Annotated in this window: 21 protein-coding genes, 1 tRNA gene and 2 pseudogenes; 10 read left to right on the top strand and 14 right to left on the bottom strand. The window is 59.7% G+C overall.

Annotation, left to right across the window (positions count from 1 at the left end; translation table 11 throughout):
- The first annotated feature begins 60 nt into the window (after positions 1 to 60).
- The 3 genes from NXC14_RS16570 (at position 61) to NXC14_RS16560 (ending at position 1,660) form a co-directional block, all read left to right on the top strand.
- Positions 61 to 726, top strand: a complete 666-nt coding sequence (locus NXC14_RS16570) for an AAA family ATPase (RefSeq protein ID WP_085779067.1) — start codon at positions 61 to 63, stop codon at positions 724 to 726.
- Positions 727 to 787: 61 nt separating this feature from the next.
- The gene (locus NXC14_RS16565; protein ID WP_085779066.1) at positions 788 to 1,045 is read left to right on the top strand and encodes a hypothetical protein; all 258 of its coding nucleotides are present in this window, start codon (positions 788 to 790) and stop codon (positions 1,043 to 1,045) included.
- A gap of 126 nt (positions 1,046 to 1,171) precedes the next feature.
- The gene (locus tag NXC14_RS16560) at positions 1,172 to 1,660 is read left to right on the top strand and encodes a hypothetical protein (protein ID WP_157131421.1); all 489 of its coding nucleotides are present in this window, start codon (positions 1,172 to 1,174) and stop codon (positions 1,658 to 1,660) included.
- A 48-nt stretch (positions 1,661 to 1,708) separates the two neighbouring features.
- On the opposite strand, the gene NXC14_RS16555 is transcribed toward NXC14_RS16560, so the two are convergent.
- The 3 genes from NXC14_RS16555 to NXC14_RS16545 all read right to left on the bottom strand — a co-directional run bounded on the left by NXC14_RS16555 (position 1,709) and on the right by NXC14_RS16545 (position 3,870).
- The gene (locus tag NXC14_RS16555) at positions 1,709 to 2,500 is read right to left on the bottom strand and encodes a DUF2958 domain-containing protein (RefSeq protein WP_157131420.1); all 792 of its coding nucleotides are present in this window, start codon (positions 2,498 to 2,500) and stop codon (positions 1,709 to 1,711) included.
- A gap of 305 nt (positions 2,501 to 2,805) precedes the next feature.
- Entirely contained in the window at positions 2,806 to 3,168 is a 363-nt protein-coding gene (locus NXC14_RS16550; RefSeq protein ID WP_245362100.1) for a hypothetical protein, read from the bottom strand.
- Positions 3,169 to 3,336: 168 nt separating this feature from the next.
- The gene (locus tag NXC14_RS16545; protein ID WP_085779062.1) at positions 3,337 to 3,870 is read right to left on the bottom strand and encodes a flagellar hook-basal body complex protein; all 534 of its coding nucleotides are present in this window, start codon (positions 3,868 to 3,870) and stop codon (positions 3,337 to 3,339) included.
- 108 nt (positions 3,871 to 3,978) lie between these two features.
- Between NXC14_RS16545 and NXC14_RS33410 the strand changes: the two are divergent.
- From NXC14_RS33410 to NXC14_RS16530, 4 genes and pseudogenes are all read left to right on the top strand, one after another.
- Positions 3,979 to 4,833 (top strand): annotated as a pseudogene (locus NXC14_RS33410) (flagellar hook-basal body complex protein); the annotation flags it as partial.
- Complete coding sequence (locus tag NXC14_RS33405) at positions 4,825 to 5,547, top strand: flagellar basal body FlgE domain-containing protein (RefSeq protein WP_348630258.1); 723 nt, start codon at positions 4,825 to 4,827, stop codon at positions 5,545 to 5,547. The pseudogene NXC14_RS33410 and the gene NXC14_RS33405, both read left to right, overlap by 9 nt.
- Before the next feature lie 253 nt (positions 5,548 to 5,800).
- Positions 5,801 to 7,270 (top strand): recombinase family protein, encoded by a 1,470-nt coding sequence (locus NXC14_RS16535; protein WP_157131418.1) that lies wholly within the window; start codon positions 5,801 to 5,803, stop codon positions 7,268 to 7,270.
- Between the two features lie 667 nt (positions 7,271 to 7,937).
- Positions 7,938 to 8,795 (top strand): hypothetical protein, encoded by an 858-nt coding sequence (locus NXC14_RS16530; protein WP_085779059.1) that lies wholly within the window; start codon positions 7,938 to 7,940, stop codon positions 8,793 to 8,795.
- Between the two features lie 37 nt (positions 8,796 to 8,832).
- Here the strand turns inward: NXC14_RS16530 and NXC14_RS16525 are convergent, their stop codons facing one another.
- Complete coding sequence (locus NXC14_RS16525; protein ID WP_198175460.1) at positions 8,833 to 9,798, bottom strand: tyrosine-type recombinase/integrase; 966 nt, start codon at positions 9,796 to 9,798, stop codon at positions 8,833 to 8,835.
- 54 nt (positions 9,799 to 9,852) lie between these two features.
- Here NXC14_RS16525 and NXC14_RS33040 point away from each other — a divergent pair, with 54 nt between their 5' ends.
- Positions 9,853 to 10,032: a hypothetical protein gene (locus tag NXC14_RS33040; RefSeq protein ID WP_198175459.1), complete on the top strand. Its 180-nt coding sequence runs from the start codon at positions 9,853 to 9,855 to the stop codon at positions 10,030 to 10,032.
- 312 nt (positions 10,033 to 10,344) lie between these two features.
- Here NXC14_RS33040 and NXC14_RS16520 read toward each other — a convergent pair.
- The 4 genes from NXC14_RS16520 to xylF all read right to left on the bottom strand — a co-directional run bounded on the left by NXC14_RS16520 (position 10,345) and on the right by xylF (position 14,035).
- A tRNA-Arg gene (locus NXC14_RS16520) sits at positions 10,345 to 10,418 on the bottom strand.
- Positions 10,419 to 10,623: 205 nt separating this feature from the next.
- A complete protein-coding gene (locus tag NXC14_RS16515; protein ID WP_085779057.1) occupies positions 10,624 to 11,406 on the bottom strand; it encodes an ATP-binding cassette domain-containing protein in 783 nt (260 codons plus the stop codon).
- A 14-nt stretch (positions 11,407 to 11,420) separates the two neighbouring features.
- On the bottom strand, positions 11,421 to 12,734 hold the full coding sequence (locus tag NXC14_RS16510; protein ID WP_085779056.1) for a sugar ABC transporter permease: 1,314 nt from the start codon (positions 12,732 to 12,734) through the stop codon (positions 11,421 to 11,423).
- Positions 12,735 to 12,994: 260 nt separating this feature from the next.
- Entirely contained in the window at positions 12,995 to 14,035 is a 1,041-nt protein-coding gene (gene xylF / locus NXC14_RS16505) for a D-xylose ABC transporter substrate-binding protein (RefSeq protein WP_003581351.1), read from the bottom strand.
- Between the two features lie 273 nt (positions 14,036 to 14,308).
- Between xylF and NXC14_RS16500 the strand changes: the two genes are divergently transcribed.
- Positions 14,309 to 15,532 (top strand): ROK family protein, encoded by a 1,224-nt coding sequence (locus tag NXC14_RS16500; RefSeq protein WP_085779055.1) that lies wholly within the window; start codon positions 14,309 to 14,311, stop codon positions 15,530 to 15,532.
- Between the two features lie 298 nt (positions 15,533 to 15,830).
- Here NXC14_RS16500 and iolG read toward each other — a convergent pair whose 3' ends face one another.
- Positions 15,831 to 16,823, bottom strand: coding sequence for an inositol 2-dehydrogenase (gene iolG / locus NXC14_RS16495; RefSeq protein WP_085779054.1), 993 nt, complete (start codon positions 16,821 to 16,823; stop codon positions 15,831 to 15,833).
- 157 nt (positions 16,824 to 16,980) lie between these two features.
- Here iolG and NXC14_RS16490 point away from each other — a divergent pair, with 157 nt between their 5' ends.
- Positions 16,981 to 17,265, top strand: coding sequence for a hypothetical protein (locus tag NXC14_RS16490; protein WP_085779053.1), 285 nt, complete (start codon positions 16,981 to 16,983; stop codon positions 17,263 to 17,265).
- Positions 17,266 to 17,447: 182 nt separating this feature from the next.
- Here NXC14_RS16490 and NXC14_RS16485 read toward each other — a convergent pair whose 3' ends face one another.
- The 5 genes and pseudogenes from NXC14_RS16485 to NXC14_RS16465 all read right to left on the bottom strand — a co-directional run bounded on the left by NXC14_RS16485 (position 17,448) and on the right by NXC14_RS16465 (position 22,942).
- Positions 17,448 to 18,299, bottom strand: a complete 852-nt coding sequence (locus NXC14_RS16485) for a Hint domain-containing protein (RefSeq protein ID WP_085779052.1) — start codon at positions 18,297 to 18,299, stop codon at positions 17,448 to 17,450.
- Between the two features lie 304 nt (positions 18,300 to 18,603).
- Positions 18,604 to 18,843: pseudogene (locus NXC14_RS16480) on the bottom strand (hypothetical protein); the annotation flags it as partial.
- A gap of 185 nt (positions 18,844 to 19,028) precedes the next feature.
- Positions 19,029 to 20,255, bottom strand: a complete 1,227-nt coding sequence (locus NXC14_RS16475; protein ID WP_085779051.1) for a biotin/lipoyl-binding protein — start codon at positions 20,253 to 20,255, stop codon at positions 19,029 to 19,031.
- 2 nt (positions 20,256 to 20,257) lie between these two features.
- Entirely contained in the window at positions 20,258 to 20,734 is a 477-nt protein-coding gene (locus NXC14_RS16470) for a hypothetical protein (RefSeq protein WP_085779050.1), read from the bottom strand.
- A 57-nt stretch (positions 20,735 to 20,791) separates the two neighbouring features.
- Positions 20,792 to 22,942, bottom strand: a complete 2,151-nt coding sequence (locus NXC14_RS16465) for a mechanosensitive ion channel family protein (RefSeq protein ID WP_085779049.1) — start codon at positions 22,940 to 22,942, stop codon at positions 20,792 to 20,794.
- Positions 22,943 to 22,962 lie beyond the last annotated feature (20 nt).

Below are 22,962 nucleotides of genomic sequence, written 5' to 3'. Positions count from 1 at the left end.
TGCGATGGTGGCTTTCAACCGCCAACGCACTCCCCATCCCATAGATAAAGGATTTTTCCGATGACAATCACCTTGTCTTCGCTCATGTCGAAGTACGAGCCGAAGAAACTCGCCGACTACACAACGTTCAACCTCAAGACGATGACCGTCATCCACGGCTATCCCAGGGGGACGTTCACGCGCCCGTTGTTGCTGGTAGGCCCTGCCGGCAGCGGCAAGACGCAACTTGCCAAGTTGCTCGCTGCCGAGATCATCCCGGGTATGACGTCCTACGACATCCGTTTTGTCGATGCGGCGGAAGATCCGAGCGTCAAGACGATCAAAAGCATCAGCCAGACCGTGCATACATACGCACGCAACTCGCAGAACCTGCGTGTGGTCATTTTGGATGAAGCCCATGATTTCACGCCCCAGGCCATGGCTGCGCTGAAGGGACTGATGACCAAGTTCCCGTCGGTGGACAAGGGCGTGTTCTTCATTCTGACGACGAACCACCTTAGCGGGATTAGTAATCCAGTCCGCGACCGCTGCCTTGTACTCGACGTTCCGGCGACAACCGTGGACGACGTTTTGCCGATGGCTTGCCGCGTCCTCGATGGCGAAGGCATCCCCTACGCAATCGAGGACCTCCGCATTGCACTATCCAAGGATAGCAGCGGCCTCGCTACGTTCCGCGACATGTGGGGCGTCATCGAAGACATCATCACGCGCAGAAGTATGCCGTGACCCTCATGGGGCGAATAGCTGCCTCATTTCCCAACATCGCAAACGTAAGGAGTTAAACGCGATGAAGTTCAAAGTGCTTGCTAAGGAAGATATGCCGCTGGAAATGCGGATCATGCGGGAAGCGGCGATTAAGCCGCTCATCCGTGTACTGGAACAGGACCAACGGGCGCTCGAATTGATTATGGCGCTCGTCTTCGATCAGCACGTCATTGCCACGGATATCGCGCAATTCGTGGTGAACAGCCTCACGCCCGAGGAGGGCGATCTGGTTGAGGCCTACGTTGCCGCCTGCACGGCGCATGGCAACAAGCGTCACTGAGGGTCGTCCAAGCGATGGCGAAGTTGACTTTACCATGAGAGTTGCAGCCTTAAGCAAACCTCAATCACGACCAGGTATTGGGGACCGAAGCAATTCGGCCCCATTTTTCATGGACGCGTATTCGGCATGACCCCATCAGACCTCAAAGAACGTATCGCACGACTGCAAGAGCCGCTGGCTTATTTGGAGGGTGGCGTGTCCCTATACGCGGGAGCAGCTACATATACAGCGATGTTCAGCATGGACCGATCCAAGCGGATCGTTTCGTGTTTCGTTCGACCTGACCGGGACTTGCGGAAACGGGTCCTGCCGGAGGCGCAGTTTTACGCGCAACTAAATGCAATCGCCGATTTCGAATTCATCACCTCGCAGGATCGTATAAGGCCGGAGCTGTTGGCTCGGAAAAACAAGCCGATAACCAATAAGTTCGCCGATGATACGGCCTATGAAGAAAGCGAGCGCCAGCGGCTGTCCGAACTAACGCTCGAACACAATGTGCCAATCCTACGGTATGTATTGCGTTGGGAGAAAGACGGACCGGAAGAGACGTTGGCGGGCGCATTGCTGGCGACGCAGCAACAGCAGGTTCTTTTCGAGTTGGCAAACAAAGGCTGATTTTTCGACCCAGATGCTTGCCGGTTGTATCAAGTCGTCGGAAAGAATTTACAGGCCATAGTCCTCGTAGATCGTCCGGCCGCGAAGCTGCTCAAGCTCGGGCTGTTGGCGGCATTGCCAGTCGAAGATGCGCAGCACGGTCGGCGCCGGCTCCGGCAATCGCAGCCGCGGTACGTTGCCGGTGAGCGGCAGAATGTTAAGTTCTCGCTCATCGGCTATCCGGCCGGTCAGCGCAGCTGCCTCAAGATAGGAACTGATGGGCAGCGTCGGGGCAAAGCTTTCGTCCCGCACCAGCCGCAAGCCGATCTTCGCATCGAGCCGCAGCAGATCGGAAATCCACACCGGCTGGAACACCGGCTTGCCGTCGTTGAGATTATGGAGGGTATCGACGGCATGACCTCGGCACCGGCTGCGGGTAATGATGACTTTCCCCGGCCCATTCGGATCGATCAGCTTCACTACCGGTACGACATCGCGGCGTACTTCGGCGCTGTCGTCCAGCTTCTGTATGATGTCTTCGGGAAACATCCGCGCCAGCCGCCCCGGTTCGTCCATTTCCAGAACCTTGAATTCCCGGCAGTCTTCCAGCGCGAACAGCATCAGTGCGCGCCATGACAGCGCCGAACGAAACCTGCGCTCCTGCCTGCGGCCATCAGCCTCGTAGCGCACCCAGAATGGGCGCTTGCTGGTGTTGATCCGATAGATCGATCGGCCGCCGACATGCAGGTCGTTCATGAACAGGAACGCCAGGTCCATGGCGGCGGCTGAAAGAGGATTTTGGGTGTTGTCGCTGTCCCGATCCGGCTGCATGCTGTCTCCGCTGTTGTACAGCGGCAGCAAAACGCCATGTGGCGAAAAGGGCGAGCGGAGAGGTGGCGCGGTGAACGCGGAACAAAATCACTGGCTTGGCTTCTCTATCCGGCAGTGATGAAGAAAATGAAAACAGCACCGGCAAGCTGCCGGCGCTGTCGTCCAGACGCACAGACACGTCAAGGAACGCAGCGAAGGGCCCAAATGCACTTGCGCTGCGGCCAGCGCCGAACGCTTATCGTTGACGCTCCATTGGACCCGCAGGCAGAAACGCCCCCCATGAGATGGTTTCCATCTCATGGGGTTCGATGCACATTTCGAAAATATTGCGAGGCTTACTGCGCCTTGCGCAGCATCTTACCGCGTTCAGCAGCAGCGGCGGTCAGTTGCACATCAAGCTCGCCGGCGCGGACAGCTTCAATCAGCGTGTCGATGATCGCCGGCAGCGCCGCAAGCTCCCCAATCTCGATAGCGTTCTTGTCCTTGGCGAAGTCGATGGACTTTCCGGCGTAACGCAGCGCGAAGAACACCTTGCCCGCCGCATCGGTGAACCAGCCCTGCCGCACGCGCTTGGCTGTTTCGACATCGACACGCTGGCCCTCGGCGTTCTTGCGGCGAACAATGTGCGTAGGGGTGAATGCCTGGCGGGCGATTTTCGCCTCGGCCATCTGCTTCTGCTCGGCCAGCGCCGCGATCATCTTCTCCCGCGACCGTGCGACTGGATCGGCGCTCGCGCGAACCGGAACCGCCTGAGCCAGCTTCAAACCCTTCAGATGAGACACTCCCTAATCCTTTCCCGAAACCGTTGATCGTAAGTCCGGGATACAGCCGTCTGCCAAAAGGGCGAGCGGAGAGTTGACGCGCGATCATCGCTTCAAGTTCACGAGCACGTCGAGCAAATCGGCCCCTGTCTGGAAGACCTTGGAGTTTGCCGTGTAGCTGCGCTGGCTTTCGATCATCTCCGTGAGTTCGGATGCCAGATCGACATTCGATGCTTCCAGCGATCCCGACTTGACCGAACCAAAACTGCCCGAGTTAGCAAACCCCATGACGGTGACACCGGATGCACCGTTGGCCGAAAACGCATTGCCGTTGATCATCGTCAGGTTGTCGGGGCTCGCGACATCGGCCAAGGGGATGCGGTATTTCGGCTGAAACGTGCCATCTGCATAGCGCAGAGAGACAACACCATCGTCCGAGATATCGTAACCTGTGATCGCGCTCGCGCCATTGCCGTTGACGTGTGCGGTAACCGTCGAAAATCCAACGGCAAGCTGCGTCGTACCTGCAATGTCAAGCGTCATTTCTTCTCCGCCTGGGATGGTGAATTTGAGCGGAGATGAGATATTAAGTAATTCTCCCTGCAAGCTAAAGCTTAGTAATGATTTGTCCGATTGCACCGACGGATTATTCGAGAATTTCTATTTCGCGTTATTTTAATTTCAGCCTCACGCAAGCCTCGGCCCATAGCGTTCCACCATATTCATTCATATCAAGGATATATTTCTATGAGTTTGTTCGGTAGCATGAAGACGAGCGTGTCCGGCATGAACGCCCAAGCCAACCGGCTTTCCACCGTGGCCGACAATATCGCCAATGCCAATACGACCGGCTACAAGCGCGCCTCCACCAGCTTTTCATCCCTGGTGCTCCCGTCGGCTTCTGGCAACTACAATTCAGGTGGCGTACAGACGAGCATTCGCCGCGCCATTTCCGAGCAGGGCGATATCAACTTTACGACTTCCGATACCGATCTTTCCATCAGCGGGGCAGGCTTCTTCGTCGTGCAGGATGCTTCCGGCGTTCCGGTTCTGACGCGTGCCGGTGATTTCACGAAAGATGCGTTCGGCAATCTGGTCAATTCGGCTGGTTACGCGTTGATGGGATATACGTTCGACGGCGGGGCGCCGGCGGTCGTGGTCAACGGCTTTTCCGGTCTCGTGCCGATCAATCTCAATGAAAGCAGCTTGTCTGTCCATCCTTCGACCTCGGGTGTGTTCAAGGTCAATCTGCCGGCCAATGCGGCTGAAGCTGCGAATGACATGATGCATGCGCCATCGGACAACAAGCTGCCGGCATCCTATGACCGCAAGTTCACGGTATCTTCGTCCGATGTTACCGAGGATTTTTACGCCGATGTCTACATGACCAAGATTGGCGACAACAAATGGGAGGTGACGGCCTTTGGCCGGCATGGCGCGGTGTCATCGGGCCTTCCCTATGACGTATCCGATCCTGCGCCAATGGCGACGACGACCTTGACCTTCGATCCCGCGACGGGAGCCATCGTTGGCGGCAATCCCATGCTGACGATCTCGGCGCTCGACGATCCTTTCACGATCGATCTTTCCGGCATGACACAAGCGACAGGGCCGAGCGCCAACAATATGGGAGCGCACACGAACCTGCCGTCGGATGCTCCCGAGATCGATACGGCAGGCGGCGAACTGCCGCCGTCTTCAAACGAACCTTCCAGCGTCTACGTTGCCAAGCAGACGTGGACAGGCTTTGTCGATTTTGGTCCGCCGACCTCGCTCGACGTTTACTACGCCAAGACCGGCCCCAACACATGGGAGGTCAGCTACTACAGCAGTGCAGCATCCACAGCGGGAGGCTTTCCCTATTCGACGCCGGCATTGACCACGCAGACGCTCACTTTTGACCCCTCGACTGGGGCGCTGCTTGGCCCGGCCTCGTTGACTGTGCCGATTTCGACAGGCAATAGCTTCGATGTTGATCTGACCGGGATGACCTCGCTCCCAAGTAACGACCCGACCGTCGCTAATCAAAGCGGTGGCTTGAGCCTGTCCTACGATCTTTCATCATCAACCAGCATATTCAAACCCTTCCTGATCGGGCAGACACCGGCACAGAACCAGGCCGACAGCGTCTATACGAACAAGAGTTCGCTCATCGCTTATGACAAGCTCGGCGCTCCAGTTCATTTGGATATCTATTACGCCAAAGGCCCCGATGGTGCCTGGGAGATGACGGTGTTCAATCATGCCGACGCGTCCAATGGCGGCTTTCCTTATGGCGCCCCCGGTTCGCCTCCGCTAGCCACAACATTACACTGATATAGCCGTTTGCACCGATTGCCTCGCGCTCGCCCGCGTTTCCCGCCCATGCTAGCGACCAAGCGCAGGAGGCGACAATGACCGACAGCTCCGACGACAAGGGCAGGACCTATCCATTTCGGGCATATTCATACGTTCGAATGAGCAGCCAACGGCAGCTTCGCGGCGACAGCCTGCGCCGGCAGCTTGAACGGTCGCGGCCTATGCGGACGAACACTCTCTGCTTCTGGACGACAGCTTGCAGGACTTGGGGATGTCGGCGTGGAAGGGGAAGAACTTCAAGCATGGTGCGCTTGGGCGTTTTCTTGCTATGGTCGAAAATGGAGAAATCCCCAAGGGTAGCTATCTGCTGATCGAAAGCCTCGACCGCCTCTCACGAGAGGCCGTGCCGGATGCACTGACGCTATTCATGGCGATCATCAATGCCGGTATCACTATCGCCACGCTCGGTCGCGATGGCCAGCAAGTCTACAGCCGGGAAATCCTCAACGGCGATTGGACCAAGCTCATCATCGGGCTTGCGGTGATGTCGCGCGGCCATGAGGAAAGTCAGACCAAGAGTGAGCGCATCGGCGCGGCAAATCGCAGAAAGCGGGAGAAAGCCAGAGCTGGGGAGGGCCATATCACTGGACTGACACCTGCTTGGATCGATGCCAAGCGGATCGACGGCAACAAATACGAGTTCACGCTCAACCATCATACGCAGACGGTGCGGACGATCTACGAGATGGCGGCGCGCGGTCTCGGATCGACGGCGATTGCTCGGCATCTCAATGCGACCGGCGTTTCGACGTTCGGCACCGAGAACGGCTGGTATCAGAGCATCATTAAGCTCGTGCTCAAACGTGCCGATGTCATAGGCACATTTCAGCCGCACAGGATCGTTGACGGCAAGCGTGTGCCGGATGGTGATCCGATAGAAGGTTATTTCCCTGCGGCTATCGACAAGGATTTGTTTCTGCGGGTGCAGGCGATACGCGATCTAGTCGGAAAGCCCGGGCGCAAGGGCAAGACATTCGCCAACCTCTTCACCGGGCTTTGCCACTGCGCTCATTGCGGTGGGCCGATGACGATGAAGGTCAGCCAAGTCAAGCAGGGCATGGCCCGCTATCTCGTCTGTGCAAACCATATGCGGGGTCACCAGTGCGGTGAGGGACGCAAGAATTTCCGCTATGAGCCGATTGAGGCCGTCATCCTCGATCATGTCCGCGAACTCGATCTGGCCGATGCGCTGCAATCGGCGCGGTCCGATGCGGAAATCTCGGATATGGACAAGACGATTGCGGCTGTCACGCTGCAACTGGACGATCTGCACCGAAGAGAGCGCCGGCTTGCCGAGCTGATCGAAGGCAGCAACGGAGAAATCGACAGCATCGTTCAACTGTTGAAAACCCGACAAATCGAACGACAGACCGTTGAGGTCGAGCTTCGTCATCACCGGCAGAAACGTCAGCGGCTGGCGATGCGGGCCAGCGATATCGAAGCAGCGGACAGCAGAATCGCGAAGCTACGCAGGATCTGGCAGGCGACAGACGATGACGCAATCCGACTTAGTACTCGCGCCGAGGCCCATGCCGCTATTCGCGAGATTGTTGCCGAGATCGCCTTCGATAGCATCGACAATGCCGTCGTGCTTGTCGTCGCCAACGGCGTGCGGGCCTACTGGATCGGCGATGGCAAACTCTGGCAGACGTTTGATACGTTCAGGATCGCTGCCGAGTGAGATATCGGCCAACAGTTTAGCGAACGGCCTTTTGGGTAGCTTTCGGCCCTTAGCGGACTCGCCAGACCTCTGGTCTTGCAGGGCCTTGCACCGTTCCTCGGGCGTTTGAACCCCAGGAAAAAAAGAAGAGGCCGGTTTGCACCCGCCCCTTCGTCTCAGTCGTATCTTACATGAAGTAGGTCACTATGAAGGCGACAATCCAATAGATCGTCCGCAGCTCCACCTGACCTTCGATTTCCAGCCTTACACGCATATCAGCGTCTCCGGCTCATCAGGCGCCCTCAGAACCTTTTGGGAATTGAGGTTAGAACTTCTCGAAGTCAGTTAGGCATTTCGGAGAGGAACTTCCAGCCGGCCGACCGGGCAGAACCTCTAGGATCGTTTGTTCGTAGGTGCGTAGATTCGTTTTAACAGCAGGTTCGATTGAGCGCGTAAGTCAGAGATTCGTTTTGGCGTAGATGAGCAGGTTCGTTTTCAGCGTAAGATCAGTTGATAGCGTAGGATACGATAGGTTCAATTGAGACGTAGGAGCGTTTTCAGATTTTAGCGTGGGATCAGATTAGCGAAGAGACACATTCAGCATAGCAAACAGGTTCGTTGTATCGGCGCGTCCGCCGACGTACAAGATTTGGGAAGCCTGTCCTGAATATTCAAGTGCGGATCATCAATGAAAAAGACCGATAAATTCGATTCACAAGTGAAGGTGAATACCGTTGTCTGGATCACGTCGCTATACGCGCATCAGCAGGGCATTACGCGGAGAATCGTTGAAGACCTCGAACCATTTCTGAAGGGAAAGCAGGTCCGCTTTGAGGTTCATGAAGCAACCAGCGAGAAAGACCTCCTCGATTACCTCGACTACATCCGTGATGAGGCGGCCGGAGGGATGCTGCCCATCATCCATATCGACACGCATGGAAACGCGGAAGACGGCCTCCATATCGCGGCGACGAAAGAGAATGTGGCATGGGCAAAGCTCGTGGAGAAGTGCCGACAAATAAATGTCGAGACGAAGAACAACCTTTGCGTCGTCTCCCTTGCCTGCTTCAGCTTCAGTGCCGTGCGGGAAGTGCAGATCACTAGCCAGACCCCATTTTACATCCTGGCCGCGCCGCAGATCGCGGTCGAGGCGGGTTTCGTCGCCGATGTGATTATGCCTTTTTACCGGCACGTCTTCGAGAAGCAGGAACTGATTAGTGCCTTCCGATCGGTTCTCATGCAGAAACTCAACCTCATGCATTGTGAGGAGGTGTTGTTCACGACGTTCGCTAAGTATGTCCGGCGTTCATGTATGGGGAAGGGAGCGAAAAAGCGCATTGAGGATCTGCTTTCCCAGGCAAAGGGAATGGGCATAGAGATCAAGGATTATGACCTCAGCAGATTTCGCAAGATCATCAAACGCTCCATCAAGCCCACGCAGGCATTACTTGACCGGTATACGGACAGTTTTTTGATGGGTAGGTCGGTGAGCTTCAAGCTCGGTGCCGTCATCGAGCATGCGAAGAAGCTGGAATTGGGAGCGTAGTAAAGCTTATCCGCTTCTATCGCATTTCAGTCCTTCTTCACCATTCGGTCTGCCCCGGTCGCAGCCGGTCCTTAATATGCTCCGTGGCGACATGCGCGTAATGCTGTTCGATCATCTGCAATGACGTGCGGGTGTTCAGCGCCACGTCGTAGACCGATGCGCCGTTGATGAGCATTTTCGAGATGTAATAGTGGCGCAGCGAATAGGGCGTGCGATGCACTCCGCGATAGTCGTATTCGAGATCTGCCGCTTTCAAAAGCTCGTTGAAGCTTCTCTTGAAGGACAGAATTTGCTTGCCTTTGGCATCAGCAAATACAGGCTCGTCATCTTCAGGCTCGCGGCCGACTTCCGTCTCAAACATATTCCACAACATCAACAGGGCAGGGATTACATCGAGCAGGGGAACGGAGGTGCCGTGTTTGCCCTTGCCACGGACCTGAAGCCGGACATCTTGTTGACCGATCGGTTTATCCTTGCATTTACGGAAGCCAATAATGTTCGCCCATGTCAGGTTCTTGGCTTCCGTAGGCCTCATACCGGAATGCGCCATGATCTCGATATAGCAGTAGAGCCGGATGCGATCCGCTTTGATGTTCTTGGGCGTGACCTTCATTGTCCATTCGCGGCCATCCTTGGCCTTGATCTGCGGCTGAAGTTCAGAGATGCGGGCGAGCGCCGTGTTGAACAGCTTTTCGTATTCTTCCGGCGTGAAGCCGGGACGGCGATTGTCGGTGCGTTTGCGCACGACCGGATTGGGAATGACGATCTGCTGGCAATAACCCCAGCGCACGGCTTGGTGAAACAGGCTGCGAATGATGGCCATCTCGCCCTTGATGGTGCTGAGCGACGCGGCTTTGCGCGGAGCTGGGCGGCTGAAGATGCGGCCATCTTCGCGTTCGACGCGGATCTTCTCGATCTGACTGCCGGGTCCCGAGGTCCAATAGGTCTTGCGCCACTCCAGATAGCGCTCGATGTCCGGCGGGGTGATCTTGTCGATCGGCACTTCGCCGAAATAGCCGATGAGAAAGCGCCTGACCTTCGGGACCCAGTATGTCACGTGATCCTGGGTTCGCTCTTTGCGCTCTGCTTCCGTCTCGATCTTTTTGATGAATTCCTCGGCCACTTCGCAGAAAGCGTGTTCAATAATGCTAAGGCCATGCTTCAGGCGGTAATTCTGCTCGTGCCAAATCTCATTGGCGAGGCGATTGGCCTCGACTTCATCCGTAGTGCCGAGTGATTTTCGGATTTGTCGACCGCCCATCGTGTAGCGCATCGACCAATTCGTGCCGTCACGCTGGAAGAGAACAAAGGGCTGATTCGGCTGCTTAAAGCGCTGCAACAAGGGAACATGGTCTCCAATGGTGTTACTATGGTAGCGCGGTTGCGCTAAAGTTGTGCTAACGCGCTCCGGTCCGGCGAATAGCTACCATTGAAAATAAAGAGCTTTTTTCGAGCTGATGGGAACTGTGCTAACGCTGTGCTAGCGTATTTCCAGTTCTTTAGAGATCAAGAATAAAAATAAAATTCAATGATTTCAGTAGGTTGGATACGCACCCGACAGGATTCGAACCTGTGACCTTTGGAATCGGAATCCAACACTCTATCCAGCTGAGCTACGGGTGCATGCCTGAGGCGGTTTGAATCGCCTGTCCGATGCGTGGTTCTTAGCCTAGCTTGCGGCCGGCTTCAATCGCGAAATTCTCGGAAATACCGATGCTTGCGATTTGACGGGCGTTTTTATCCGTCAGCCTGCGAAATGCCACATAAAAAACTCCGCCGGCTTTGCGGGCGGCGGAGCTTGGTTGTCCGGGGCAGGGCGCAGGTGGCGTCAGATCTGCATGGCGCCGGGGCCGGGGATGGCTTTTGGGGGCACCTTGCCGAGGATGATCATGCCCAGCACCTCGTCCTTGGTCACGTCCTCGGTGCGGGCGTGGCCCACCACCTGGCCATTCTTCATCACCGAGACGCGGTCGGCGAGGTCGAAGACGTCGTGGATGTCGTGGCTGATGAGGAAGATGCCGATCCCTTCCTTCTTCAGCTGCTTGATCAACTCGCCCACCTGCGCCGTCTCCTGCGGGCCGAGGGCCGCCGTCGGCTCGTCCATGATCAGGATTCGGGCGTTGAAGAGAATGGCGCGGGCGATCGCCACCGATTGCCGCTGGCCGCCCGAAAGCGCCTTCACCGGCTCCTTGAAGCGCTTGAAGTTGGGGTTCAACCGCCCCATTACCTGGCGGGCCGAGGCTTCCATCGCCACGTCGTCGAGCGTGCCCCAGCGGGTCTTCAGCTCGCGGCCGAGATAGAGGTTGGCGGCGGCGTCGACATTGTCGGCCACGGCAAGCGTCTGGTAGATCGTCTCGATGCCGTATTTCTTAGCATCGCGCGGGTTGCGGATCTCGGCCGGCTCGCCATTGATCAGGATCTCGCCGCCATCGCGCTTGTAGGCGCCGGAGAGGATCTTGATCAGCGTCGATTTGCCGGCGCCGTTATGGCCGAGCAGGGCCACCACTTCGCCGGGGTAGAGATCGACCGAGGCGTTGTCGACGGCGTGGATGCCGCCGAAGGAGATCGAGATGTTTTTCAGTTCCACGAGGGGAGTGCGTTGATCAGTCATATCTGGGGCTCCTCTCACTTGGCACGGGCGCGGTAGACGGTGTCGAGCCAGACCGCCACGACAAGGACGGTGCCGACGACGACGCTCTGCAGCGGCGTGTCGACATGCGCCAGCACCATGCCCGATTGCAGAGACTGCATGACGAGCGCGCCGAGCATGGCGCCGGCGATGGTGCCGGTGCCTCCAGCCAGCGACGTCCCGCCGATCACGGCGGCGGCGATGGTGTAGAGCTCGTCGAGTGTGCCCTGCGAGTTCGTCGCGGCGTTGAGGCGGGCGGTGGAAATCGCCGCCGCAATGGCTGCGAGAACACCCATCAGCGCGAAGATGCGCACCGTCACCCAGCGCGTCTTGATGCCGGCGAGTTCGGCCGCCTCGGGGTTGCCGCCGATCGCGAAGACATAGCGGCCGAAGCGCAGGCGGGTGGCGATGAAGGTCATGATGATGCCGACGACGATGGCGATCAGCACCGGCACGGCGATGCCGTAGGGAATGTCGAGGCCGGTTTCCGGCCAGGGGATATTGTTGGTCTCGGCATATTTCTTGGCGATGTTGACAGGCCAGTAATAGCTGTTGGCGATCGAGACGGCGCCGAGGATCAGCACGCAGCTCAAGGTCGCCAGGAAATATTCCGCCCAGATCGGCCGGCGCGGAAAGCCGAAGCGGCGGCGCTGATGGCGCGAGCCGATGATGCTGGCGATGACGAAGAGGCAGGCGGCGATGCCGACCACCCAGCTCCAGGTGGCGCCGATCGAGCCCTCCGCGCCCCCGCCCATGATGCGGAAGGTCTGGTCCATGGGGGCAACCGTCTGGCCGCTGGTGACGAGCCAGGTCGCGCCGCGCCAGACGAGCAGGCCGCCGAGGGTGACGATGAAGGAGGGAACGTTGAGGAAGGCGATGATCATGCCCTGAAAGGTGCCGATCAGGCCGCCGGCGATGATGCCGATCAGCAGCGTGATCACCCAGGTGAAGGGGCTGTCGAAGCCGATATATTCCGGCAGGATCTTCGCCTGCGTGACACCCATGATCATGCCGCAGAGGCCGAGCACGGAGCCGACCGAAAGGTCGATATTGCGGGTGACGATGATCAGCACCATGCCGGTCGTCATGATCGCGATGTCGGTCGTCTGGACCGAGAGGTTCCAGAGATTGCGCGGGGTCAGGAACAGGCCGCCGGTGATGATGTGGAAACCGATCCAGATGATGACGAGCGCGCCGATCATGCCGAGCAGGCGGGTGTCGATCTCGGTCGCGCGGAAGAAGCGGGTCACCGGATTGGCTTCCGCCGTTCGCGGCCCGCTTGAAGTCGTTGATTTTAGCATGTCGGCCATGGGTTTGCCGTTCCCCCATTCTTGTTTAGACGGGCGCCTGCGTGCTGGAGCTTGGCCAAAGGCGTCATTCGTCTGTCTTCAACTGACCACCGCGATGCTTCCGGAAGCCGGTCGCGTGGCGTCGCGACGCTCTTCCGGCAGGGAATGCAAGTCTGCGATGGTGTGGCGAGGCGGAGAAAACTTCGTCTTGGAATTCCCGTCCGCATCCGGCGCCGCAGCGGTGTCCGCTGCGGCGCCGGTCATTCTAGTTCAAAGCTGGCTTACTTGCAGGCGGCAACCGTGCCGGCCTTGACGCCCTGGCAGGCTTCAGCCTTGGAGATCCAGCCGGCGTCGATGACGACGTTCAGATTGTCCTTGGTGATCGCAAGCGGCTTCAGGAAGACCGACTGCATTTCCACGCCCTTCGGTCCCCCCTTGAAGGCCTGAGCGCCGTCGATCTTGCTCATGTCCTTGCCGCCGGCGAGGTCGAGAGCGATTTCAGCGGCGCGCTTGCCGAGTTCGCGGCTGTCCTTCCAGACGGAAACCGTCTGCGTGCCGAGCGCGATGCGGTTCAGCGCCGCCTTGTCGCCGTCCTGGCCGGAGACCGGAACGGAGCCGGCGAGGCCCTGGGCGTCGAGCGCTGCGATCGCGCCGCCGGCCGTGCCGTCGTTGGAGGCGACGACGGCGTCAACCTTGTTGTTGTTGGCGGTCAGGAACTGCTCCATGTTGCGCTGAGCATTCTCCGGCAGCCAGCCGTCGGTATAGGCTTCGCCGACATTCTTGATCTTGCCGGCGTCGATCGCAGCCTTCAGCACTTCCTGCTGGCCCGAGAACAGGAAGTCGGCATTCGGGTCGGAAGAAGAGCCCTTGATGAAGACGTAGTTGCCTTCCGGCTTGGCCTTGAAGACGCCCTCGGCCTGCAGGCGGCCGACTTCCTTGTTGTCGAAGGTGATATAGAAGGCAGCCGGGTTTTCGATCAGGCGGTCGTAGCCGACGACCGGAATGCCTTCGGCAGCGGCCTTTTCGATGGCCGGGCCGATGGCGTCGGAGTCCTGCGCGAGGATGATCAGCGCATTGGCGCCCTGCGAGATCAGCGATTCGACGTCGGTCAGCTGCTTGGCGGCAGAAGACTGCGCGTCAGCGGAAATATACTTGGCGCCCTTGGCTTCCAGAGCCTTCTTGATGGCGGCTTCGTCGGTCTTCCAGCGCTCCTCCTGGAAATTCGACCAGGAAACGCCGACGACGAGATCAGCAGCCATGGCGGCGGTATGCACGGAAACGAGAATGGCAGCACCTGCCATCAGTTTCAAAATAGACTTCATAAATTGTCCTCCCGAGTGAGTTGCGACCGGCCCAGCCCATGCTTCCTCCGGCCACCGCGAAAGCTGTCGAGATTTTTTTCTCGACAGTCGAGAAATTAACTGTCAGAGATTTTTTCAACTGTCAACTCTGCATCGCCGGCTTAATTCGCTTGCGCAAGAGCGGCCGCAGATGCAGTGGAAGGTGAGGGCGATGAAGGCATGATGCCGAAAACCGTGAACGGTTTTTCGGGTAACATCATGCTCTGACGAAAGCAGGAGGAGAGGGCGGCATCCATGCTGACCAAGTCGAGCACGGAGCTGGTCCGGCAGAGAAACAGCGTGCTCGTGCTGTCCGTGCTGCGGCGCCACGGTGCGCTCGCCCATACCGAAATATCCGATTTCACCGGCCTTTCCTCGGCCACCATTTCGGCGATAACAGCCGATCTGGAACGCGCCCAGATCATCGAAAAATCCGAGCAGCAGGCGGCAAGCGGCCGCGGCCGGCCGCGTGTGCTTTTGCGCCAGCGGCGCGATTGCGGCTATCTGATCGTCGTCATCATCTCCTCGGATGCCGTGCAATATTCGCTTGTGGATTATGCAGGCAAGCTGATCGACCGTTTCAGCGAGGAGCGCTCGCGTGATCCGTCCGGTGCCGCCCGGTTCGTCGCCGGGGTGCAGGCCGGGCTCTTGCGCATTCTCGATCGTTCCCGGATTTCGCAGGAAAGAGTGCTGCTGATCTCGATCAGTTCCAAGGGGCTGGTCCATTCCACCGAGCCGGTGCTTCTGTGGTCGCCGATCTTCGGCAGCGACCAGATCGATTTCGAATCGGCGCTGCGGCCCGACTGGCAGGCGAAGGTCATTCTCGATAACGAGACGCTGCTCGTCGCCGCCGCGCTCGGCGCCCGTGAGGAGATCGCCAAGGGCGCTGATTTCCGTTCGCTCGCCGCACTTTCGCTCGGCCACAGCATCGGGCTCGGAATCGTCCGGCGCGGCGGCCAGGCCGGCCAGGAGATATCCGCCCCCAATTTCGGCCACATGCTGCATATGGCGGGTGGCGGCCTCTGCCGTTGCGGCACTCGCGGCTGCATCGAAGCCTATGCCGGCTTCTACGCCATCCTGCGCACCGCCTTCGAAGTGCCGCTCGATACGATCCCGGCCAAATTCGTGCCGGTCGCCGAACTCGACAAGATCGCCGTCCGCGCCCGCCAGGGCCACCGTACCTCCGCCTTCGCCTTTCGCCAGGCGGGGCTCGCGCTCGGCAACGGTCTGTCGCGCATGCTCAGCCTGACCGAACGCATGCCGATCGCCATCACCGGCCCCGGCACCCGCTATTACGACCTGCTGCGGCAGGGCATCGAAGAGGGCCTCGGCCAGTCGCATGTCGTGCGCATGGAAGGCATGCCCGAAATCCGCGTCGTCCCCGACGAACCCATCCTCGTCTTCGAAGGCCACCTCAACCGGGCGCTCTCGGTGATCGACCAGGACATCGTGCTGTCGGGGGGGCAGGGGACGGATTAGGGATAGATCCTGCCGGCGCCTCGGCGTTAATGGCTGCCCCTCACCCTAACCCTCTCCCCGAGAGGACGTGCCAAACGCAACGTCGAGATGGAGAAAGAGGGCGCGGTATGTCCCTTCGCCCCGCCTGCGGGGAGAAGCTGCCGGCAGGCGGATGAGGGGCAGCCACAGACACGAATTTTAGCAACCGTGGCTCGGCGGGGAAGGGTCTTGGTTCACGCACCTGCGAGTGCCATCAAACGCAAAACGGCCGGGCAGAGCCCGGCCATCTCATGCACGACTTCCGGTCGGGAGAGGACCGTCAGCCGATCTTGATCAGCTTGCCTTCCTTGACCGACTGGACCGCGGCGTCGGCGAGCGCCAGCGCTGTCAGACCATCGGCGCCGGAGGGGGTGATCTTCGAACCCTTTTCGATCGCGGCGATGAAGGCGGCGATCTCGTTCGCGTAGGCTTCGGTGTAGCGGGTCATGAAGAAATCATGCAGCGGCGGGCGGGTATAGCCGTCGCCGTTCGCCACTTCGATCGAGATCGGGCGCTGGTTTTCGGCTGCCGCCATGCCCTTGGAACCGTGCACTTCGATGCGCTGGTCGTAGCCATAGGTGGCGCGACGGGAGTTGGAGATGACGGCCTGCTTGCCTGAAGCGGTCTGCAGGATGACCGAGACGCTGTCATAATCGCCGGCTTCGCCGATCGCCTTGTCGACCAGCACGGCGGCGGTCGCCAGCACCGAGACCGGCTCTTCGCCGAGCAGGAAGCGGGCCATGTCGAAATCGTGGATCGTCATGTCGCGGAAGATGCCCCCCGAACGCTTGATATAATCGACCGGCGGGGCGCCGGGGTCGCGCGAGGTGATCGTCACCATTTCAACGTCGCCGATCTTTCCGTCGTCGATCACCTTGCGCACCGCCATGAAATGCGGGTCGAAGCGGCGGTTGAAGCCGACCATCAGCTTGGCGCCGGTCTCTTCCACCACATTGATGCAGGCCTTGACGCGGGCGACATCGAGATCGATCGGCTTTTCGCAGAAGATCGCCTTGCCGGCGCGGGCGAAGCGCTCGATCAGGTCCGCATGGGTGTCCGTCGGCGTGCAGACAACGACGGCGTCGATGTCTTTGGCGGCTTCGATTGCCTCGATGGTGCGGACTTCGCAGCCATAGGCCGAAGCGATGGCTTCCGCCGCCTGCGGAAAGGCGTCGGCGACGGCGACCAGCGTCGCATTGGCATCGCCGCTGACGGCCTTGGCGTGAACCTTGCCGATACGGCCGGCGCCGAGCAGACCAAATCTTACAGTCATTTCAATCTCCCTTGAATTCGGAACAAACAAACCGAATTGCCAAAAATCTGGAATTTTCATTCCATCATCTGCGCGTCTCGTCAAGCCCGCGACTCTTTCACATTTGCAAGATTCAAACTAAAGGACAGTGCGACAAAATGCGACCGCGGGGACAGACATGCAGCTCATCGATCCGAACCATCCGGCATACCAGCGCCTCTGGGTGCGTGTCGGCATCGTTGCCGTCTGCTTCGGCTGGGCGGCGATCGAGATCATCGGCGGCGATCCCTTATGGGCGGTAATCTCCGCTGCAGCCGGCGCCTATGCCTTCTATATGCTGTTCTGGACCTTCAAGCCGCAGCCGCGGTCGGCCGAGCCGGTTGCGCAGCCCGACGCCGGGGGAGAGGACGAGGCCGATGAGACATCAGCCGAAAAGCCTTCGAAAGACGGTCAGGCGGAATAGTAGCGGGCGATTCGCCGATCAAGAGATCGGCGAGCATCATCGGCTCCGTCGCAGCCGATCAATCGAAGCGCGCCGCGCTCTTTCCGATGCGTGCCGCGCTTGACATCTTTGTTCGATATTATCGCAAAACCGGCGCACGGCTTCGCGTGCAGCGAGCCTGATCTATGCGCATTCCCGTCCCGTCAGAGCGACAATTCCCTGGCCTGCGCGTCGATCTTTTCGCAGGCATCGCCGAATGGATCGGTTGTCGGTACCAACGGCGAAACGCCGAGCAGGAGAAGCGCTTTCAAATGTGACCAGCCACCTCCGAGCAACGGCGCAAAGGGTGTCATCATGCTGCGTTCACCGCCATAGAGACGCTGGTACTCTGCAAAGTTGCAGAAGTTCTCGTGATTGCTGTTCTTCAGATGGAAGGACTCGGCCGCAGCACCTTCGGCTAGGATAACCTCGTGCGCATCGAGCATGACGGCATAATAGTCGATCGAGGCGTCGGGCGCGGGAGCGACCGGTGCGATCGTCGTGCCGTTCACCAGCTCCTTCACCTGGATCAGAATGCCGTTCAGGTACAGCCCATGGCCAGGCGACAGGTAGAGATCCGAGTGGGGTGTGTGCCCGTCCAGCGCGTGGCTGCAAACCCGGATCGGCACCACGTCTTTCTGCCAGCGTGCGCCGCTCTTCTTGAAGCTTTGGCGGCCGACCCACTTTACCGCACGGGTGCTGCCGTCCGGAAGGGCAACGCGATCGCCGATGCTGAGATCCTCGACGGGCTTCTCACCGCAATCGGTGAGGATCGCCGTTCCCCGCAGGAAGCAATTTGCGCCGCTGCCGCCATGGCCACCTCTTCCGCCGGAACCTCCGTGTCCACCGGAGCCGCCCCGCCCCCAGCGCCGACCCATCGCTTTGGCCGGAGAGATTGAAATTGCCGTGGCCATGGCCGCCGCGCCGGCGAGACGAGCGCCGGCGGCCGCAACCAGTCCTAGAAAATGTCTGCGCGCAGTGTTGCGCGGCTGCTTCGGATCTTCCGTAGACGACATGTGGGCGATCTCCTGAAAACATTAAACCGCCCGATGCTACAACATGTTGTATCGCATTCAATTTCGCCAGTTAGCGCTGTGCCTTACTGAAAAGGACGTAGGCATGGGTTAGGGGGTCCCGAAATACGCTATGTCAGATACTAAAAAGCGGGAGGCTTATTTGCTACCCCAACGCGAAAGAATCGAACTGAGTACCTTGGTGGGCGGTTGAATCGCTGGAAAACAGCACATATAGCGTGCGCGGACCAAGCCGGATGGCGGCTCCTCCGTGGCGTCGGAGTGTTTACCCGCGCTCGAGATAGCTTCAGCTACGCGGCAGGCGGCGCATCGCCTCGTCGATCAGCAGATTGGCGATCATCATGCGCCTGTTGGCATCGTCGCGGAAAGGCGCTGCGAAACCATCAGGATGGTTGGCCTTGGCAAAGGCGCGCCGCTTCTCGTTCAGCGTCTGTTGGGTATCGGCGGCAGCGATCGCCAGTTCGATGGCGATCTCTTCGGGGGCAATGCGGGCGAGATGATCCGGCATGACGGGTTCCTGCGGCGGGAGCCAAGGTCTCTGTTGTGCTGGGTTGATTAAAGATCGTAAAACCTGACCCTCATTGAAACGGTCGAGCCCATGAAGGGCGTTCGCGGGTTCGCCCTCCATGAAATCTCAACCGCCTGATATCCGCCAAGTCATGTTTCAGAGTCCCGAGCGAGGGCGGGACACTGGAGAAGCTGACTTCGAACTCAATGTCCGGCGAATACCAGGGTCTGAACCGGCAGCAACATCGCCTGTATACGCAGGATCATCGCATGCACGACACCCACCGTGTCGACGACATGCAGGAACATCCAGCGCGGCGTGCTGATATTGGGATCGGCGAGCGCGTCGTGGTTGTTGGTATAGGCATTGGCAATGCAGCTGCTGCCCGGCGGGACATCAGCGAGGCCGCCGTCGAAGAGCGGCTGCAGGAACACCGTCAGAGTGCCGGGTTTTGCCATCTGCTGAACATCGACCAGCTGGTCGGTGGGGCGCAACTGGCCGGCCGCGATCACGTCCTGCACGTCGGTCACGACGAGCGGGATGATGGTGAACGGCTTGCCGACACAGACAGCCTCCGCGACCATTCCGGGTTTCATCACCTGCGCCTCGATCTGCCCGAAACCGGCGATGAGCGTGCCGCGGCCCGCTTCGCTCGGCACCAGGATGCCGGCAGGACGCAGCATGGTGTTCAGCACATCGCCTGGGCGCAGTGTGAATTGCTGGACGGTGCCCGATACCCCCGCCTTGACGATTGTCTTGTCGAGTTCCACCTGCGCTTCGGCTTGGGCGGCCTCCGCGCTCGCCTTCTGCGCCGGAAGGAGAACGCTGAGCTTGGTTTCCAGCGTCTCTTTCTTGGCGAGCGCAGCGCTCAGGGAGCCTTTGCGGCCTTGGACCGTATTGGTGAGGCGGACGACCTCCCGGCGGGCGACGGCATCGTTTTTCAGAAGCTGCGTCTTCATCTCCAACTCGTCCTCGGCTACTCGCAAGGCGCCTTCGGCCTCCTGAATCTGGCCATCCATGCTCGCAAGCTCGGTCTGTGAGACCCTCGCTTCCGCCTCGGTCTCGGCAATCTTCCGGCGGGCGGTCTCAAGGGCCGCCTTCTGCTGTGAATCGTCGAGCCGGAAGAGAGGCGCGCCGGCGGCGACCTTTTCGTTGACGCCGACAAAGACTTCATCGACCCGGCCGGAGGCCTCCGGCAGGATCGTGACGGTGCGGAACACCGCCGTGACCGTTTTTGTTGAGGGATGGAAATAGAAGATCATGGTGATCAACGAAACGGTCAGGATCAGGCAGGCGGAAATGCCCCAGCGTAGTTCGTACCACATGCTGTAAAGGGTGATCTCCTGGCCGATGCGCTTGCCCTGGACATAGCGCCTGTAGAGATAGTCCGGGAAGATCGTCAGCATTGAGCAAAGCAGCAATTCGAGCATGATCAGATCCCCTCTTCGTGCAGCGTCTTGGCGGGCGCCCGGGCGACGGGTGCCTCTGCCACTGGTTCCGGCGCCGGCGCTCGAACCGGTTCCGGATGATCGGCGGCTACCGGCGCCTCGTCCTCGAGTTCGGCCGGATTCCGACCAGCAAGCCTGGCGAGCGACCGGGCGATCGAATAGAGCGGCGTCGCAAAATCTGGAAACCGAATGAAGGCCAGGAGCAGACCCAGGATCCAGTAGAGATGATTGTGGGTGAAGAGCGAGATCAGCGCCAGAACCGCGACGATCTCCATCTGCACTTTGTTCGTGTGATGGGCGATGCGTTCGGGAACGGCGTGAAGCTGGAAGTAGAGGTTGCCGACCACAAGAATCATCACGATCAGAAATACGATGACGCCGACGAACAAATAGTCCGTCTGGCCCGGTCCCGTGATGAAGCCGGGCACGTGGTTTGTGAGAGCGGAGTGATAGTCTTCCATCGGAATCTCCTTTCCTGAACGCCGTAATGGTCAGGCCGCCAGGCCGCATGGATCATGTCAGCCGGCGCCTGCTGCCAAGGCCTGTTTGTGCGCCGTCAGGGCCTGCTGCGCCGCTGCGACCGTATCGGCAGCCTTGTCGCCGGCGACCTGGACGGTCGGCACGGCAAGGCGGATGCCGTTTTCATTGAAGGCCTGATAGATCATCCGCAGCGCCCGGCGCTTCAGTGTGAACTGCTCTCCGGGAAGCGTCATGAACTTCATGCGCAGCAGCAATCCGGAGTCGCCGAGGCTGTCGATGCCCTGCATCTTCAAGGGCTCGATCGTAACGGGCTTGAATTCGGGGTCGTCGAACAGTTCCTGGCCGATCTTCTTGATGATCTTGCGGGCCTTTTCGACATCGGCATCATAGGCGACGGTGATCGTCATCTTCTCGATCACCCAATCGCGGCTCATGTTTTGAATCGCGCCGAGTTCGCTGAAAGGCACGATGTAGACGGCGCCACGGTGATGCCTGAGTTTCACCGACCGGAGGCTGAAGGATTCAACGCTTCCCTTGTAATTGCCGCTCTGAATGTATTCGCCGACGCGGAAGGCGTCGTCGAGTAGATAAAACACACCGCTGATAATATCCTTGACGACGGTCTGGGCGCCGAAGCCGATCGCAACGCCGACGACGCCGGCGCCGGCGATCAGCGGCCCGATCTCGACGCCGAGCGAAGACAGCGCCATCATCACCGCAATGGCGGCGAAGAGGATCATCAGCACGTTGCGCAAGATCGGCAGCAGCGTACGGATTCGCGCCCGGCGGCGTGCCCTGTCGGTGCCTGCCTCTTGGGTCGTATCGGTCTCGCGAAGCTTGCGGTCGATGACAACGCGCACGAGGCTCCAGGCGAGATCGATGACGAGAAGGATGATACCGGCGCTCAGCATGCCCATGACGATCCGCAGCATCGGGGTGTCCTGCATCGTCATGCGGGTCAACTCGACATCGAGAGCCTTGGCAAGCAGGAGGATGGCCCCGACAATGACGGCTGCCCGTACGCCGCGCTCCACCAGCACTGAGGTGACGCTCGCCTGCTCGGCCTTTTCCTCGCCGGTAGGAGCCGACAGAATATTGGCGATGGAGACGCGAGTGAGCGCAAGGATGGCCGGCACGGCAGCACATACCGCGACGATCCAAAAGAGTCTCATCGCACCGACCACCCAGAGAGCCCAGAGACCGATGAAATAGGCGGTCCATAGCCAGCTGCGGATCGTGTGGCCGATGCGGGGCGTTTGGCTCTCGGCCAGCTCTTCCACGGGTCGGCGCCACAGGCTTTCGATGGCGATCACCAACAGTACGACACCCAGCATGTAGGCGACGAGCAGCCGCGAGGCGGGGGGAAGGCCGAGCGTTGCAAGCAGCCGCACCGTCACCCAGCCGAAAGCGAACCAGCCGCAGAGATAGGCGAGGCGGCGCGCCCAGTAAGTCGCGGCCGGATCGCTGACGGGGACCACGCGAAATGCTGGCTGTACGGCGGCGGGGGGCGCGAGCCAAGCGCGCAGAAGCGCGGCCGCGAGCCGGAAGGCGACGAATGCGAAGAGGTAGCCGACGACGATTTCGCGCACGAGCGGCGGCCAGTCGAAGACAAGGAAAAAGCCGATGCTGCCGAGCGCGAAAGCCAGCACATGGCATGCTTCCCAGAGAAGCTTGGCGCCGAGAAGGACAAGCCGCTCCCGGACGGTCGAAAAGGGCGCCCGCTCCATCCAGGCGCGCCAGCCGCCGCTGATCCGCCGGAAAAACCATTGGGCGGCAAAACCTGCCGCCATGAAGGCGATCAAGAGCACTACCGGCCGGGTGCCGCCGTTCGCCTGGATATCACGCTCGAGCACGGCCGCAGCAGCCATCAGCTGCGATGGAAACGAGGTTGCAGCCTCCATCAGATCCGAAGAATGCCGGCGGAAGCGTGTGGCGAATTCGGCGAAAGAGGGATCGCTTGGCTTCGCCTCGCCTGTTTCGGCAGCCGCTTTTGCCGCCGCCTGCTGCTTCAGCCATTCCTGCACCGCAGGATCGGTGGACAGGGTTATGAACTGCTCGATCCGTTCGGCCGGCAGTCCGGCCGGCGGCGTCTGCGACATCGCGGGAATGGCCGTCAGTGCGGCGGCGAGGGATGCCATCACCGCCAGGAGCAGCGTGCGAAGACCATTCCTTGGTGATACTATCGGCATGATCCCTCCCAATCCCGAGT

Source organism: Rhizobium sp. NXC14 (assembly GCF_002117485.1).
In the GTDB taxonomy this organism is placed as follows: domain Bacteria; phylum Pseudomonadota; class Alphaproteobacteria; order Rhizobiales; family Rhizobiaceae; genus Rhizobium.
The sequence above is the reverse complement of the archived record's forward strand: the minus strand, read 5'-3'. Positions and strand labels throughout refer to the sequence as shown.

Coding starts and splice junctions, on each gene's coding strand:
- NXC14_RS16550 (WP_245362100.1), bottom strand. CDS start 3,168: ATGATCGCGGCGCTGGCCGAGCAGAAGCAGATGGCCGAGGCGAAAATC.
- NXC14_RS16465 (WP_085779049.1), bottom strand. CDS start 22,942: ATGCCGATAGTATCACCAAGGAATGGTCTTCGCACGCTGCTCCTGGCG.
- NXC14_RS16515 (WP_085779057.1), bottom strand. CDS start 11,406: ATGACTGATCAACGCACTCCCCTCGTGGAACTGAAAAACATCTCGATC.
- NXC14_RS16510 (WP_085779056.1), bottom strand. CDS start 12,734: ATGGCCGACATGCTAAAATCAACGACTTCAAGCGGGCCGCGAACGGCG.
- xylF (WP_003581351.1), bottom strand. CDS start 14,035: ATGAAGTCTATTTTGAAACTGATGGCAGGTGCTGCCATTCTCGTTTCC.
- NXC14_RS16485 (WP_085779052.1), bottom strand. CDS start 18,299: ATGTCGTCTACGGAAGATCCGAAGCAGCCGCGCAACACTGCGCGCAGA.
- iolG (WP_085779054.1), bottom strand. CDS start 16,823: ATGACTGTAAGATTTGGTCTGCTCGGCGCCGGCCGTATCGGCAAGGTT.
- NXC14_RS16560 (WP_157131421.1), top strand. CDS start 1,172: ATGACCCCATCAGACCTCAAAGAACGTATCGCACGACTGCAAGAGCCG.
- NXC14_RS16530 (WP_085779059.1), top strand. CDS start 7,938: ATGAAAAAGACCGATAAATTCGATTCACAAGTGAAGGTGAATACCGTT.
- NXC14_RS16570 (WP_085779067.1), top strand. CDS start 61: ATGACAATCACCTTGTCTTCGCTCATGTCGAAGTACGAGCCGAAGAAA.
- NXC14_RS16475 (WP_085779051.1), bottom strand. CDS start 20,255: ATGCTCGAATTGCTGCTTTGCTCAATGCTGACGATCTTCCCGGACTAT.
- NXC14_RS16490 (WP_085779053.1), top strand. CDS start 16,981: ATGCAGCTCATCGATCCGAACCATCCGGCATACCAGCGCCTCTGGGTG.
- NXC14_RS16535 (WP_157131418.1), top strand. CDS start 5,801: ATGTCGGCGTGGAAGGGGAAGAACTTCAAGCATGGTGCGCTTGGGCGT.
- NXC14_RS16470 (WP_085779050.1), bottom strand. CDS start 20,734: ATGGAAGACTATCACTCCGCTCTCACAAACCACGTGCCCGGCTTCATC.
- NXC14_RS16500 (WP_085779055.1), top strand. CDS start 14,309: ATGCTGACCAAGTCGAGCACGGAGCTGGTCCGGCAGAGAAACAGCGTG.
- NXC14_RS33405 (WP_348630258.1), top strand. CDS start 4,825: ATGACACAAGCGACAGGGCCGAGCGCCAACAATATGGGAGCGCACACG.
- NXC14_RS16565 (WP_085779066.1), top strand. CDS start 788: ATGAAGTTCAAAGTGCTTGCTAAGGAAGATATGCCGCTGGAAATGCGG.